This is a genomic window from Blautia hominis (genome assembly GCA_002270465.1).
GTDB classification, from domain to species: Bacteria; Bacillota; Clostridia; order Lachnospirales; family Lachnospiraceae; genus Blautia; species Blautia hominis.
Genome location: NQOF01000007.1, coordinates 350739 through 366325 on the forward strand (window position 1 = coordinate 350739; position 15587 = coordinate 366325).

The 15587-nt window shown below is 36.9% G+C and carries 17 protein-coding genes and 3 pseudogenes; 13 read left to right on the top strand and 7 right to left on the bottom strand.

The features are described 5' to 3' along the window. Positions 1–93 precede the first annotated feature (93 nt). The 9 genes from CI595_RS21455 (at position 94) to CI595_RS21495 (ending at position 7905) form a co-directional block, all read left to right on the top strand. Entirely contained in the window at positions 94–780 is a 687-nt protein-coding gene (locus CI595_RS21455) for a helix-turn-helix domain-containing protein (RefSeq protein ID WP_095175651.1), read from the top strand. A gap of 32 nt (positions 781–812) precedes the next feature. Continuing rightward, on the top strand, positions 813–1574 hold the full coding sequence (locus tag CI595_RS21460) for an IS3 family transposase (RefSeq protein WP_279233397.1): 762 nt from the start codon (positions 813–815) through the stop codon (positions 1572–1574). 896 nt (positions 1575–2470) lie between these two features. Beyond that, entirely contained in the window at positions 2471–2617 is a 147-nt protein-coding gene (locus CI595_RS21465) for a cyclic lactone autoinducer peptide (protein ID WP_095175653.1), read from the top strand. Between the two features lie 4 nt (positions 2618–2621). Then, positions 2622–3233 carry an accessory gene regulator B family protein gene (locus CI595_RS21470; protein ID WP_095175654.1) on the top strand — a complete coding sequence of 204 codons (612 nt, stop codon included), beginning with the start codon at positions 2622–2624 and terminating at the stop codon, positions 3231–3233. A 1026-nt stretch (positions 3234–4259) separates the two neighbouring features. Beyond that, positions 4260–4430, top strand: a complete 171-nt coding sequence (locus CI595_RS26160; protein ID WP_095175655.1) for a helix-turn-helix domain-containing protein — start codon at positions 4260–4262, stop codon at positions 4428–4430. A gap of 889 nt (positions 4431–5319) precedes the next feature. Next, the gene (locus tag CI595_RS21485; protein ID WP_095175656.1) at positions 5320–5877 is read left to right on the top strand and encodes a recombinase family protein; all 558 of its coding nucleotides are present in this window, start codon (positions 5320–5322) and stop codon (positions 5875–5877) included. Positions 5878–5880: 3 nt separating this feature from the next. Then, entirely contained in the window at positions 5881–6057 is a 177-nt protein-coding gene (locus CI595_RS26165) for a DUF6870 family protein (protein WP_156087480.1), read from the top strand. 338 nt (positions 6058–6395) lie between these two features. After that, a complete protein-coding gene (locus CI595_RS21490) occupies positions 6396–7646 on the top strand; it encodes an IS256 family transposase (protein WP_095175686.1) in 1251 nt (416 codons plus the stop codon). Positions 7647–7662: 16 nt separating this feature from the next. After that, on the top strand, positions 7663–7905 hold the full coding sequence (locus CI595_RS21495) for a hypothetical protein (RefSeq protein WP_095175657.1): 243 nt from the start codon (positions 7663–7665) through the stop codon (positions 7903–7905). 158 nt (positions 7906–8063) lie between these two features. On the opposite strand, the pseudogene CI595_RS27410 reads toward CI595_RS21495, so the two are convergent. From CI595_RS27410 to CI595_RS21525, 6 genes and pseudogenes are all read right to left on the bottom strand, one after another. Continuing rightward, positions 8064–8180 (bottom strand): annotated as a pseudogene (locus tag CI595_RS27410) (helix-turn-helix domain-containing protein); the annotation flags it as partial. Positions 8181–8192: 12 nt separating this feature from the next. Continuing rightward, on the bottom strand, positions 8193–8399 hold the full coding sequence (locus CI595_RS21500) for a transposase (protein WP_095175658.1): 207 nt from the start codon (positions 8397–8399) through the stop codon (positions 8193–8195). Between the two features lie 991 nt (positions 8400–9390). Continuing rightward, positions 9391–9897, bottom strand: a complete 507-nt coding sequence (locus CI595_RS21505) for an AAA family ATPase (protein ID WP_243135229.1) — start codon at positions 9895–9897, stop codon at positions 9391–9393. A gap of 163 nt (positions 9898–10060) precedes the next feature. After that, positions 10061–10568, bottom strand: a pseudogene (locus CI595_RS21510) (IS481 family transposase); the annotation flags it as partial. Positions 10569–10988: 420 nt separating this feature from the next. Beyond that, on the bottom strand, positions 10989–11279 hold the full coding sequence (locus CI595_RS21520; RefSeq protein ID WP_095175661.1) for a hypothetical protein: 291 nt from the start codon (positions 11277–11279) through the stop codon (positions 10989–10991). Between the two features lie 89 nt (positions 11280–11368). Beyond that, positions 11369–11584, bottom strand: a complete 216-nt coding sequence (locus CI595_RS21525; protein ID WP_147737757.1) for a hypothetical protein — start codon at positions 11582–11584, stop codon at positions 11369–11371. Between the two features lie 653 nt (positions 11585–12237). Here CI595_RS21525 and CI595_RS21530 point away from each other — a divergent pair. The 3 genes from CI595_RS21530 (at position 12238) to CI595_RS21540 (ending at position 14559) form a co-directional block, all read left to right on the top strand. Beyond that, positions 12238–12588, top strand: a complete 351-nt coding sequence (locus tag CI595_RS21530) for a helix-turn-helix domain-containing protein (protein ID WP_095175663.1) — start codon at positions 12238–12240, stop codon at positions 12586–12588. Further along, the gene (locus CI595_RS21535; protein WP_162291940.1) at positions 12566–13282 is read left to right on the top strand and encodes a LytR/AlgR family response regulator transcription factor; all 717 of its coding nucleotides are present in this window, start codon (positions 12566–12568) and stop codon (positions 13280–13282) included. The genes CI595_RS21530 and CI595_RS21535 overlap by 23 nt, the downstream gene beginning before the upstream one ends. A 305-nt stretch (positions 13283–13587) precedes the next feature. Beyond that, positions 13588–14559: a sensor histidine kinase gene (locus CI595_RS21540; RefSeq protein ID WP_162291941.1), complete on the top strand. Its 972-nt coding sequence runs from the start codon at positions 13588–13590 to the stop codon at positions 14557–14559. Here CI595_RS21540 and CI595_RS21545 read toward each other — a convergent pair. Then, positions 14556–14888, bottom strand: a complete 333-nt coding sequence (locus tag CI595_RS21545; RefSeq protein WP_095175666.1) for a helix-turn-helix domain-containing protein — start codon at positions 14886–14888, stop codon at positions 14556–14558. The two genes, CI595_RS21540 and CI595_RS21545, sit on opposite strands and share 4 nt — an antisense overlap. 315 nt (positions 14889–15203) lie before the next feature. Between CI595_RS21545 and CI595_RS27495 the strand changes: the two are divergent. After that, positions 15204–15425: pseudogene (locus tag CI595_RS27495) on the top strand (IS66 family transposase); the annotation flags it as partial. Positions 15426–15587 lie beyond the last annotated feature (162 nt).

Here is a 15587-nt window from a genome sequence, read left to right on the forward strand (position 1 = left end):
TGGTACAAAATGCCACAAGCCCTTGTAAATGATATGCTCCCTATATAGTAGACAGATGAAATATGAAAAATCTACTATATAAGGAGCATTTCTATGTCCAGGAAAAGATATGATGAAGAGTTTAAGAGAAAAGTCATTAAAGAGCACGAAGCAGCGGGAATCTCATGCTACCAGCTGGGGCAGACATATGGTGTAGATGCTAAATGTGTAAGAAGCTGGTGCAGATTGTATAAACAGTTTGGCGATGCTTATCTGACTGCCAACCATTCAAATCTTAATTACTCGGCAGAGTTTAAGCAGCAGGTAGTTAACGCTTATCTTGCAGGAGGGAAGACATATCAATCGGTAGCAGCTGAATACGAAATATTTGCACCAACTACTGTCAGACAATGGGTAATGATGTATAATAACCATGAAGAATTAATGGATTCAAGGCCGGAGGGATCATTTGACATGGTTAAAGATACAACACGAAAAACAACATTAGAGGAACGTATACGGATTGTGGAGCATTGTATTGCGAACAATAATAATTATGCATTAAGCGCCAGAGAATTCCAGGTTTCCTATGGACAGGTTTATTCATGGGTAAAAAAATACAATTCCGGTGGAGCGGAAAAACTGGTTGACCGACGTGGCAAGTCAAAATCTGAGGAGACTTTATCGGAACAGGAATGTCTTCAGATTGAAAACCGAATGTTACGAGCTGAAAATAAAAAGCAGCAGATGGAGATTGATTTCTTAAAAAAACTCGAAGAAATAGAGCGGAGGCGATTTTAGAAAGAACACAGCATTTAACTGCATATCTTACAATCAAGGAATTAACAGGAGAACACAACGGTTATTCCGTAATAGAATTGTGCAGATTAGGGGGAGTAAGCCGTGCCGCTTATTATAAATGGCTGAATCACACGGATAGCCCAAATGATGCGCTGAATAAAAGGATCGCTGAAAGAATCGAATCTATGCATACAGAACATCCAGATATGGGATACCGGCGTTTGCGGGATGCCCTCGAACATGATGAAGACATCTGTGTGAACGAGAAACGGGTATTACGCATCTGCCGTAAAAAGAAGATCCAATCCATCGTGAAAGGCCGTCATAATTGCTGTACAAAACCGACATCAGACCCGGCTTATGTAGCAGAGAATATATTGAACCGTGAGTTTGGGGCAGAAAGACCGAATGAAAAATGTGTAACAGATGTCACAGAATTCAAATATGGGGTTGGTACAGAGACAGCAGGTAAAATATATCTAAGTGCCATCATTGACCTTTGTGATAAGAGACCAGTTTCTTATATAATTAGCGATCATAATGACAATCCGCTGGTATTTGACACCTTCGATTATGCAATAAAGGAAAATCCGGATGTACATCCGCTGTTCCATTCAGTCAGAGGCTATCAATATACAAGCAACGATTTTCGCCAGAGAATAGTGAAGGCAGGTATGAGACAAAGTATGTCACGAGTTGCAAGGTGTATTGACAATGGACCGATGGAAGGTTTCTGGGGCCTGATGAAAAGGGAGATGTATTATACGAAAAATATGCAGCGAAGGAAGAACTGATAGCGGCCATCCATCCATGATTATATGAATTATTACACGAACAAACGTGTCAAAGAAAGCTGGAAATACTAACACCGACAGAGTATCACCAAAAAATGATGTTAGCAGCGTAAAAATGCCGCCCTGTTACGGGCGGCAAAAGCCAAAATTTTTCGATATTTAAAATGTCTACTTGACGGGTAGCACACCATTTATGCGGGTTCGCAGATTTTTTTTCTTCATTAACTGTCAAAAACAGGATAGTATATTCAGTTTATCTAAAATTTATAGTCGTGATACTCTATATAGATTTGATGAAAAACCATATGATTTTAAAGATGGAAAATATGTATTATTTATTCCTAATAATGACAGTTGAATAAAACAACAAGTTAAACATGCTATTATCCTTTAAAGTAGTTTCTCAGGGCCTATTGCCGCTAATATTGTATTTTGAAATGTGAACATTATTTAAAAAAAGCAAATGTAAATTTTATTGTTCAAGACTATTTTAGTAATGAATAGTAGCTAAAGGATTATGCGTTTGTAGAGGTGACTTTTCGAGAAGGGATGTAAAGGAGGGCTTCGTGTTTCCGAATGTTGTAAAATATACGTGGTAATGTCCCGATGTTAATTTATATTCGGGTGGCAATAATAATAGGAGTGGTAAATATGAGATTCACTAGGATGAAGATATCTTTGTTAGATATGCGTGCTTAGAAAGTACAAGTTAATTGGCAAGAGAAAAGGCGTTTAGAAGAATGGAAGACGCTTATTATTACTTGAAATTACACAAAAGGCAATATCTCCTGTTTATTTGAGACTACTTTAAGAAAAAAAGGAAACTATTAACCTTTCAACGGATGGCTAAAACCAAGTTGAAATCATTAGTAAATTAGGAAGGTGAAAATTAGAAGATGAAAAATGTAAAAGAAAACAAAGAAAAAAAATTAGTAGCGGTAGCTAATGTAGTAGCAGATTTAACAAGGGAAGGATTTTGTTGGTTTATCTTTCATCAGCCCAAGGTGCCAAAAGCGTTGTTAGAAAAAAAGAATAAAAAATAGATTTATGAAATTGTTAGAAAAAATAATATTGGATGAGGATATGACCACATCAGAAAAAGAAATTGCACTATACGGGGTGCATGCATTGGTCGAGATTGGAGTGTCAATCTTGGTATGTCTTGCCCTTACATCTATGATGAAGATGTATTTGGAAGGTTTAATGTTTTTTGTGATATTTATACCACTACGCTCTTTTGCAGGGGGGGTTCATTGCGATAAATGGTGGTCATGTTTGATAATGTCATCTTTTTCGTTTTGGGCAGTTTTATTTATAACAAATATGGAAATAATGAGTAATATGTGCTCCTATGTAATCAGTATGTGTTGTATAGGCGTTATAATTGCAGTTGCGCCTGTTATAAATGAAGCAAGACCTGTAGCTGAAGAGGAGTTTATGCAGTTTGCCAAACGATTATTTGTTCATTTGGGGAGTATAATAGTAATTGAAACAATATTATTCTATTTTGGCATGCGGCATTATTTACAGTTAATAGCAGTCGTGTTGTTATTTATGGTAATGGTATTGCTATTAGGAAAAAGGAAATGGAAAAAATTAAATATACACAATACATACAGAGAAAAAATCTTTAAAACTGTGGAGAAAAGTGGTAATTAAAATTGTATTATATTTAGAGACTAAAAACAGTAGGTTTGGTAAGTGACAATCAAAAAATATGAGTTTTTTGGGCTGTAAAATAAATTCTTCATTAAGAACTGCAAATGTTCCATAGCCAGTACCTGACTAAAAATAATGTTATCCTTTGAGGACGGCAGATATAAACAAACTTAATCAGTTTTCAGATGCCTTTTTGGTAGCGGTATTTCGGCAGTGTCCTGGATTACGGAAGCAGCGCTTCGACATAGAGTAGATATTCTGGTTCTCCAGTTCTTCAAAAGGTAACGGAAATATTTATGAGGTTTTAGCCTGTTTGTCTTCGCTGTCTTGGCAATGCTGTATGCGATCGCATTTGCTTTTGCTCCACTGACTGAATCAATTTGGAACCAGTTGTTGCGCTTATGTTCTTAAGAACATAAGCGCAACAACTGGTTGTTTTGCGATATGCTGAATGTGCCCAGGCGTATATATAATGGTAGAGATGGCATAAGCAAATGGAGTAAACGTCTATCACTATCTCATCTATCTCATCTATCTTATTGAAAATGTCAAATGATAGTATGAATGATAAGGACTTCGAATTTCAGCCACCATGGAATGAGGCTGTGAAATTCGAGATCAAACGCCGAACCACAAACTCAAATACAAATCAATCATATATGAATTGCCAAGGTACTCCGGTTACAGAAAAGTAGCCGGATATTTTTTCGTCAATATCGGAAATTTAAGCTTTTACTCTTAAGCAATAGAAATTCGTTTAAATCCTGTTTTGGGAATTTTCCATTAAAGGTTTTTTTGAGTTATTGGACATATCTATAATATTTATTTTTTATTTTAAGACATGTTTAAAATAAAAGGGATAAGTTGTTGAAAAACATCGAATAGAAATATTGATTAATGAAAAATAGATAAGAAAAATGTAACATAATCTGAAAAGGATATTCTACAAAAAAATGACACACTGAGTGACTTTAAATATATGTTTGACATTATATAATAGATGGTGACTTGCAGGAGGTAGATAAAATGACGGAAAATACAAATTTAGGGGATGCCATTAGAACTTTGCGGAAAGCAAGAAGTTTGACAAGAGCTGAATTAACTGAAAAGGTTGGAATAAGCGAATCTCATATGAACAAAATTGAAGCGGGTTCAAGAAAGCCAGGTATTAATACATATCAAAGAATTATGGAGTAGCTGGGAGCTGTTTTATTATAAAAAATACCGAGGATTCATTGAAAGGAAAGTGTGTAAAAAAGGCACAAAAAATACTTTGGGAAAGTACAGATGAACAAGCCATTTTTTTGATTAATATATTAGAATATATTTCTAAAAATCTTATTTATTTTAATTAAAGTGTAGACCATTATCGGTCTACCAAAACATATTTGTTTTGAGAATATGTTTTGGTAGGCTGACAATCAGCCAGAAAACATTGAAAATTAAATATCGGTATGGTGATATTTTTTTAAATATAATATGTCATATTTGACGTTAAAAATATCTTGGAGGATACAAAACATTTGGAACACTTTTTATGAGTGATGAGGGGCAATGAGCTGCGCGAAGATACATTTGTCGGCAATACATAAATTTTATGTGTTGTGGATCAAACAAGGAATCGTAACAGATGAAGAAAAAGTGTGAGCGGCACCCCGGCTGGGTTATCGGTGGCAGATAACCTGAAACACTGAATGATAATGATACCTTTACCGACGAAAACACAGTAACCAGGGTAGCGTCTGGGACATGTTGCAGCAGGGTGTCAGGTGGCCGCCAGGCCAGTCCTACATACTCCCGTCACACCGGGGTGAGATAATTAAAATCCATGCCGGGTGTTTTTGGTACCGGCATGGTGTATGAAATTATATAGAAAGGATTAAATTGTAGAAAACAAAATATTAGATTGCTTAATGGTGGCGATATTTGTGATTGATTTTGTATTTGCACTATTGGTTCCACCTTTGCTCATAGCCAGCTTCTTTATGGTGTTTTAATAGTTCATTTCAGGGATAGGCAGAGAAGCAAAGGTTTTCTCTGTCTATCCCTGGAATGAAGCCGGGAATTTATAAAGGAGGTAGCGTACATGGAGAATTTATTACTAAGCGTACTTACAGATGAGAAAAAAACACCACAGCAGAATACATTATCTATTACTGATTTGTGGAGTGATATAGAATGTTCAATATGCAAACAAAAAAAGGAGCATACATATGCAGTGATTTATACCAGATTCTCATCTTACAGAAATGCAGAAAGATTTTTGACGTATGAAAGAGACAAAGGTATACAATACTGTGAACTTCAGGAGTATCAGGTGTATGCAATAGCAGAATCTGTTGAAAATAAGAGTATTACAGAAGACGTGGCTATAAAGAAGATTCTGGATTTAGCAGAAAAAGGTATGATTGATGTTGTTGTATTAACATCAGTGAGCGGATTGTTACGGTATCCTGAAGATACATTTTGGTTCTTTGATAAACTCTATGAATTTGGAGTTATAGTTGACTTGATCGGTTTTGGAAACTTGGATAAAGCAATTTTTAATGTATATATTGAGGAAAGCAAAAAACAGGAGCAGGCATTTCAAGAAATGTTGACGGCATTTGTAGGTCAATGGGTGAACAGAGAAGGGGGCATATAGCATATGTTGACGAGGGAAGAGCTCTTACATATGAGAAACATGTCCTTTGATGAAATTAATCCGGATGAAGTGCCGGATATCAAAGATTTAAACATAGACGTTACAAAAGCAAAAAGAGAAAAAATTCTGAGTGTTCTGGAGTCCGGGAGAAACCCATATTTTATGGTAATATTCTGGTGAAAATTGGGTTTGCATCTACGAACCGTACTATAGAACAAGCACTGGAAAGCCTTGTGCAGGTCAAGTGGTAATTCAGCAATTTGATGGAAAATTGTGGGGTGGACAGAGAAAAAATTCTATGGTAAGATCTCATCTTTGACACATGTGAGATAATAAAAGTGCCACAAGCTCAGTATTTTGGTGTGCTACCCGTCAAGTAGACATTTTAAATATCGAAAAATTTGGGAGTGTAAGATAAAGTGTGTAAGTTACCGGTAACAAAACTTACGCACTTTATTTTTATTTTAAAGTGCGGTACACTAAACGAAAGGATGAAAGGATTTATGAGTACAGCACTTATGGCACCAAGAAAAAATAACAAGCGAAGTAAAGCAAGCATGGCAATTGCCAAGGCAATCATTGACGAATACCAACCTCAAAACGCAGAGGATATGCAGACGGCTTTGAAGGAAATCTTCGGCCCCATGTTTGAATCCATGCTTCAGGGTGAGATGGATTCCCATCTGGGATATGAAGCGCATGATCACGGTCACAAAGATACGGAGAATAGGCGCAACGGCTATATTCACAAGAATGTAAAAACGACTTATGGGGATATTCCAGTGGCGGTGCCAAGAGACCGGGAGGCGACCTTTGAGCCCCAGGCGCTTCCTAAACGCACGCGTGATGTCAGCGGTATTGAGGATAAGGTTCTCTCTATGTACGCAAGAGGAATGAGCCAGCGGGATATCTCTGACACCATTGGTGATATCTACGGTTTCGAAATTTCTCATGAGACAATCTCAAGCATCACGGACAGAGTCATCAATACAGCTGAGGAATGGCAAAACCGACCGTTGAAGCGATTCTATACCTTTGTCTTTGTGGACTGCCTGTATGTTTCTATCCGAAAGGACACGGAAACGAAGAGCTGCGCCGTCTATGTAGTCCTTGGGTATGATGTGAATGGTGTAAAAGATATCCTTGGGATTTGGATTGGAGAATCCGAAGGAAAACATTATTGGATGCAGATATTTGATGAGATCAAAGCACGTGGAGTGGAGGACATACTTTTCATCAGCATGGATGGAGTCTCCGGTTTGGAGGAAGGTGCGAAGTCTATCTTCAAAGATGTAGTCGTACAGCGATGTATTGTCCATCTGATCCGCAACTCCATCAAGTACATACCATCAAAGGATTATAAGGCTTATACGGCCCAACTAAAGAAAGTATACGGTGCAGCAAGCCTGAAGGCCGCAGAGGCGGAGTTTGAACGGTTTAAACAGGTCTGGAGCCAATACCCGGGAGCAGTGGATGTATGGGTGCGAAACTGGCAGCACGTGGAGCAGCTGTTCAATTATGGCAGTGCTGTCCGGAAGGTAATGTACACAACGAATGCGATTGAGGCCGTCAACTCCAGTTTCCGGAAGGTGACAAAAAAAGGAACCTTTCCAAGTGAAGATGCCGTCAGGAAGGCATTATACCTACGGATCACAGAATTATATAGAAAATGGAACGGGCGTCCGATTGCCAACTGGGCTATGGTCAGAAACCAGCTTTCTATGGACGGTCATCTTCAATCGCGTATTCTGAAATACGAAAATAATTAAGAAACGAGGGAGAAGTATGAGCAAACACAAGCCACACCATTTAGAGATGGACGATGAATTTTTAGCCCAGCTTGACTTTTTGAGAGCAGACTATGATAATGCTTTACAGAGCATTGACCAACAGGAAAAAGACATCCGTAGACTGATTGCCTTATTAATTGAAAGAGACATTCCCCTCCCAGGAGACATTATGGATAAATATATCAAACGTATTTCTGAACCTGATAATGGTAGGCTGGAAGCACTCCCATTTGACTAATTGTACCGAAAAGGTGGCCGACAAATACATCGGCCACCAAAAAAATAAAAAAATTACACACTTTACTTGACAAACCCAAAAATTTTGGCTTTTGCCGCCCGTAACAGGGCGGCATTTTTACGCTGCTAACATCATTTTTTGGTGATACTCTGTCGGTGTTAAATTAATTCTTCATGGTTATTATACATCATTACCCATTGTCTGACAGTAGTTGGTGCAAATATTTCGTATTCAGCTGCTACCGATTGATATGTCTTCCCTCCTGCAAGATAAGCGTTAACTACCTGCTACTTAAACTCTGCCGAGTAATTAAGATTTGAATGGTTGGCAGTCAGATAAGCATCGCCAAACTGTTTATACAATCTGCACCAGCTTCTTACACATTTAGCATCTACACCGTATGTCTGCCCCAGCTGGTAGCTTGAGATTCCCGCTGCTTCGTACTCTTTAATGACTTTTCTCTTAAACTCTTCATCATATCTTTTCCTGGACATAGAAATGCTCCTTATATAGTAGATTTTTCATATTTCATCTGTCTACTATATAGGGAGCATATCAAAATAGCGATCTTGCTTTGAATTCCGTTTTTATGATCCATAAGCATTCTTCAATCTCCCATCGCTTTGGGTTAATCCTGATAATGCCGGATGAGCCATCTTCGGCACATCGTAACGGGATTCTTTGTCAATCTGTTCCGAACCCAGACTGGTCCTCGGATGGTTTATAATCTCTCCATTAGCGGTTTGAAGGAGTTACAACGGATTTCTTAACTCTTTCGACCTGATTTTCTCGAATCCGTTTCTAATACTTTCTATATCTAATAGAATACGTAACGATTAGATGTTATTCTAAAGTATCCTCATTAATCCACCTGTCTTTGAAAAAGGCTTTAGCGTAGACTGCCTTATCATCCGACTTACTGAGCTTATAAGTTTTGTTGCTTCCTTTCAGATACCATCCTTCATCAGGCAGGCAGAAACCTTGGAGAAAGTCTTTGAGTTTTTTGATACACTATGTAGTAACGAACTTCCTTTCCTGACAACAACGGTTAGCGATAGAAAAAGCCCTGCATCAGTGCAGACAACAAACTCGGATGAATTAAAATCTTTCATAATCTTTTCTTCCAGAAGAATCATAGAAGGCTACTCATTTATATTGCCATCGAAGAGTGAGAATGATAGGGGGATTCCCTCTGCATCCATAAGCCGTCCCATTTGATAAATCGGATTCAATCTGTGCTCTTTTAACATACAGTGTCCGGCAAATTAAACGATGTCTCATCCGTCAGATTATTTCGTGTTGATCTGAATGCTGGTCAGGCATTTTTTCACATTAAATGATGGTTTTCTGGTGTGTTGTTTTCTGGATAGAAAAAATCCCGCAAATTAATTGCGGGAGCTGTCATTGATTGCCTGCATCACGATGTCAGATATGATTCGGTTTGCCGTCTAGCTATGCCCGATTACAAATGAATCATTACAAAGCTTAGATCGCACGTGCTGTCCCATCGGAAGCATTTACGATTGCTTCGATGGCCGAGTCGTCAAATACAGGATCTATGCACCCCGCTTTTTTCAGTTTCCATTCAATGTAAGTCCGGCCTTCTTCTTTTGAGTAACCGTCATCATTGTAGTTCATGATAATACTCCGCCTGAAAGACTCATGGATGGATAGCTGCAGAGTATTGTTTAGCCGTGACAGTCCGAACAGGAGGATGACAGTATGGTCGCTGGATTCCCTTTCAAAGTTGAACAGGATCTTCAGGTCATTTAAGACAGCATTCTTCGTGTAGTTCCCTTCGTCAATGATAATGACGGGTGTGTGTTTCTTATCCAGGGCAAGCCGGTTGATTTCTGTCTGGATGATGTGAAAGTTTTCTGTTTTCCGATAGAACGACTGCGCATCCAGGGATGCGGCAATACCCCGGTAGAAACCATTCACCTTAACAGTAGAATGAATGGTATAGATGACCTTATACAGAGAAGGCTTCAATCCGACAGACCAGGAACGTACCAGCGTTGTTTTACCGCGGCCCGGTGCTTTGGTCTCAGCAAGGTAATTCCGACGAAACTTTGCTTACGTATACTCGGTCTCTTCAAAAAGGATATCTTTGGAGTTCTTTAAAAAAGATTAAATTAAAGACCCTACAGTGCAGTTAGTTCCATCTGTCTTCACCTCCTGTCAGACGCACCTTGTCCCGTTTTACAGATGCATTGTCATGCTTATTGAGAAGACGAACTGGCGTAAGGAATCCACCTGCTTCCACAATAAAGATGTCCTTCATATCCGGTGTATACCAGAGAGTAATCCGTTGCTTTGCAAAACGGAAATCGACCTCGTAATCCACCTGGTCAATCACGATGACAGAGTCCGCAGATACCCTGCGTTCAACCTCAAGGAGAAAGGAGAATCCAATCTGTTCATCAGACAGACGGCTGATGAGTTCCGGTTCTCGGAAGAAGCGTTCCTGCGGGGATACTCCCTTAAGAGAGGAATGAGGTCCTTTATTGTAGCTCCTGACATAGGTCAGATTGGATCCGGGCAACCAGCAGTTCCATCTGCCTGTTTTTGATTGGTCTGCCATACTTTGAAACGGTAGACTTCATGACGGGCTTAATATTTACAAAGGTATAATCAAAAAATTTATTCATCCCACTACGGAAATCTTTACAGCACAGTGATCCATAATCTCCATTCAGATACTTTGTGACCGTTTTTCTTCCGCAATGCACCATTTTGGCTATTGCTCTTTTACTGTATCCGCCACTATCGTATCCATGGATGGCATTGTATAACTGTACACTCGTTGTATTCAGTAAAGTTATCCACATCATATAGGATTTTTTTACTTTTGTTCTCTCCCTGGGATTCTGCTGTCCGGCAGCCTTTATCATGATTTTTGGGATTGTTATGTCCACTGTTACTATGGTGTTTACCGTGTTATTAATTGCTTCCAATAGATTTTGATGCAGATGGAATCTGTCGGCTGCCTGCTGGCATCCGTGAGTATTTCCTGTATTGCTGATGCATAAAGCGCTGGCACGGTCTCGTGTTACAGTTTTTACATGCTTGTTTTTGGCAAGTCATTCCTTCAAGGTGCTGCCATCCCGTCCATCAAGTATGGCAACTGGTTTATGGGTAGCTTCATCGACAATAATAGTCCCATAAGTGTAACGTTTTTTGAAGGCAAGATCATCTACACCGATAACACTGCCGCATTTATTTTCTTCCTGCAGTTTATATCGCTTTGTGAGCAGACGGATAACACTGTCACCACTTGTCTTGAGATCCATTGCTTTACAGATACGGGAACAACTTTCACAGCTTATCTCCAGGGCTAATGTACAGATGAAATCCGTAAAGAGGTCAGTCATCCTGCTGTAGTACCTCCAAAACCCATTAATGGTTTCAGCAAAAGTCATAACATCACAATCTGGATTATCACACCGATATTCATAGGTGTTCACAAGGAGGCCGATGGTTCTCCCGAGGATTGGGATATCCTGAACCTTTTTTCATATGTTCCATGCGGATGCTCAGAAACCGTTCCACATTTTGGACATGTACAGCTTTTAAAACGGGCAAACATTTTAATACTAATTTCTCTATCCGTCTGATAAATATTTGCGACTTCTAATTCTGTTGGATAAAATCCTTGTTTTTCCAATTTCGTTTCCATCTGCATGAGATTCCTCCAGTGAATATATATGGTTATATTGTACCATCTGGAAATAATATTCAATAGACCAAACGAAAAATTCGGAAGAACTCCATTCCTCCGAATCAGGAGTACATTTTCATCGTAATATACATTGTGAGAAATCTTATATAACTTGGACTAAATGAAGTTGTTGTCATTTGCAAGGACTTACAGCACTCGATAAACTTGATGAAAATCAGCTTTTAGCTGTTCAAGAAGCATTTCATTCAGGTCATAGGAGAACTTATAGTTATTAGAATTTGTATTACAGATGTTTATCAGCCACAGAGAATAGTAACTATCTTGAAGGAACGATAGCTGATGTTACAAGAGCGACGGTTCTCCTTGTCGATAACCGATGTAGATGAGTAACGTGCAAGAATATCCTGCGTTTCTCTTCCGCTGTTCCCTGAGCGACTTATTATTTCGTTCAGTCTAAGGAGTCCATGTCTCCGCATTTCTCCTTGATTTCATCGATTTCATTATAAGTTCCAATTGTTTCAACTGTTTTTATTAGGAATAAAGAATACATATTTGCCGTTCTTAAAACTATAAGGTTTTTTCGCCAAATCTATATAGAGTATCACGATTATTAATTTTAGATAAACTAAAAATATTATTGGAGGTATGATATGGAAACACGTATAAAGGAACTACGTTTGCAAAGAAGATTAACTCAGACTGGACTGGCAATGGAAATAAATTGTTCTCAGAATTTAATAAGCAAGATAGAACTTGGTAAAGTCAAACCAACCAGTGATATGCTAAAATCTTTATCTGCTTTTTTCAATGTATCTATTGATTACTTGCTCTGTGAAACTAACTATAAATACAAAGTGGATATGTACATAGACATCGACCAGGCTCAGATGTATGAATACTTTTTTAAATATACTAATTTATCTGTAACTAATCAACATATCATTGATCGACTAATTTCATGTTTTGAGGATGAAGAAAATGATAAATATTGCAATCTGTGATGATTCTCTTCCTGTTACCACAGAAATAGAGTCATTAATCAAAAATTTTTTTATAGCTTTTAGCAGCACCTCCTACAGCATAGAAATATTTTTTGACGGAGAAACTTTATGGAATAGCATTTGTAATGGTAGCTACTATGATATAATCTTTTTGGATATTGAAATGAGTCTAGATGGGATAACTGTTGCAAGAAAAATGCGTACAAACGATTATGACTCTCTTATAATTTATATTTCTTCTTATACTTCCTATCTTCAAGAACTATTTGAGGTAGAACCTTTTCGGTTTATACAGAAGCCAATAAATCCCTCTATCTTTAACAAATATATGTCCCTGGCAGTGAATAGAACTTTATCAGGAAAACAATCTTATTCTTTTAAATATAAACAAGCCCTTTATTCTATACCACTAAAAGATATTCTTTATTTTGAGAGTCGAATGCATAAAATTATCATTCACGCAAAAAATAATATATTCTTCCAACATAATAAATTGAATAATATTGAAAACAACCTTGCTGATGCATACCCACCATTTCTACGTATACATCAATCATTTTTGGTAAACTTGTTACATATACAAACTGTTAGTTTTTCCGAAGTTATTCTACATGATAACACTAAATTAAAAATCAGTGAAACTCGCCAAAAACAAATTCAAAAACAATATATTCAAATCATGGAGATATTATAATGCAAACTTTATTTAGAATAGTAAATTTTTTGTTTTACTTTTGGATAATCGAAAAATTTTATAAATGCTTTTTTTTATATCGCCCATTAGCTGTTTTATACCGAATCTGTATCTGGTGCGGCCTCTTCTGTACGAATTATTTTTTATTTAATAAAATCCAACACCATTACCTATTAACTTTTGTTTTGCAAACAATAGCACTAATCATTATCTGCTACATCTTATTTTGTGGATCTCTATCTAAAATAACCGTATTAGTGTCCCTTGGAAGTATTACTGCAGCACTAATAGAGGTTATTATAAATATGTTTTTACTCTATTTGCATTACCCAAATTCAACATTTTCTCTTGCTGGCAGTATAATCTCAAAGCTAATAATAATTACTATTTTAAACATCATCACTCATAACCACCATCATTATGTATTTTCAAACCTCCCTCTTTCTATTTGGATTTCTTTCATATTGGTTCCTGCAATCAGTGTAATAATTATCTGTCTAATCTTTATGATAGATACCCGCACTAATTTAGACTATTTATATTCTCTTTCTGTTCCAGCCGCATTATTACTACTTTTTATAAATATTTGTATATTCACAATCTATGAACAATTATCAAAGCGTATCGAATCTGAAAAAAAGCATATTATTTATAATCAACAGTTACAAAAAATCACTGAGCAAATCCATGAAAATGAAATTTCTATACAACGTTTCAGAAAAGAATATCATGATTTCAAGAATAAAATAATTTATATTCAGAAACTTGCACAAGAGGCAGACAACAATGCAATATATGATTATATCAACGAAGAGTTAAGTATAACCTTTCTTTTTTCTAAAACTACTTATACAGGAAATTTCATAATTGACGCCATTATAAATCTAAAAGATAACGTTGCCAAAGAATTAGGAATTAACTTCAATAAGCATATTGAAATACCCGCTAATCTACCACTAAATAATGATTCTCTATGTATTATCCTTGGCAATGCTCTCGATAATGCTATTGATGCCACCAAGTTAGTATCCGTAGAAAAATACATTGACTTATCTATTTACTACAAAAAAGAATGTTTATGTATAACTATAATTAATCCTTATAGTCACAAAATAAAATATAATTCAGCCCATAGACTACGTACAACAAAACAAAATAATACATGGCATGGTATCGGTCTTACTTCTATCGAAACAGCTTTACTAAAATCGAATGGCAGTATGTTCATTAACACAGATAACTCAATATTTACCATTAAATTCCTCTTCTATGTTTAAGTGGAAAATATAGCCAATTGACAAATAGCATTAAGTATTTTTATAATTTCTGTCGTTTTTTCATCAGGGAACTGTTGCAGAATATAATCTATCTCCTCCTTTGATTCATATTCTGCAACACCATAAAGAATATAATCACAACTGGTACTTAACCCGTCTGCTAGCATACTCAATGTTCTCGCCGAAAATCCTTTAGTTCCTACTTCTATCTCATACAAAAACTTTGAGGATATATCAGCTTTTTCCGCAAGTAATTCTCTGCTATATCCTCTTTTTTCACGCAACTCTCTTATTCTACTCCCTGCTTGTACATATAATTCCTGTGTCATTTTGCTCCTCCTCCCTCTCCTTACTATAATATTACATTACTGTCTAATTATAAGAATAGCAGACAAAATTTCTAATAATTATAGCATTATTATTGAAAGTATCAAAAATTCCACATTTTTATCACGCGCCGTTATTAATATTCACCTTCTATTCAATTTGTATAAGCATGCTTTTGATTACGTTTCTTTTCGTACCTTATATTTCCATTATATATAAAAATATCTTTCTCTTAATCCCGCTATCATTCTATTTTTCAGTGCTTTTATTCTTATAATTAACTCTGTGTAAACTATGAACCATAATTAACAAATGACCAAACAGAAAATCTGGAACTCAGATCTCCAGAGCAGCCCAAACGCAAAGGAAAGAACGAAGCTGACCTTTCGGGGCTTCCGATCAGGCGGATCGACCACTATCTGTCCGAGACCGAATCAGAAGAAGAATTCGGTGAGAAGGGCTGGAAACAATTACTGGATGCAATCTCCAAAAAATATCATTTCGTACCGGCAAAGGTGGAAGTAGAAGAACATTGTATATTCCGCTAACACTGCACCATGTGCACGGAGTTTTAGGGTTCTTCCGCAATTATCCGTTTTTTACTTCCGATGGATTTATTTCTGTGATAAAATGTTGGTATCAAATAAAGGCGGTAAATGATAATGAATGATTTGTTGAAGTTGGATATATTTTTCCCAGGT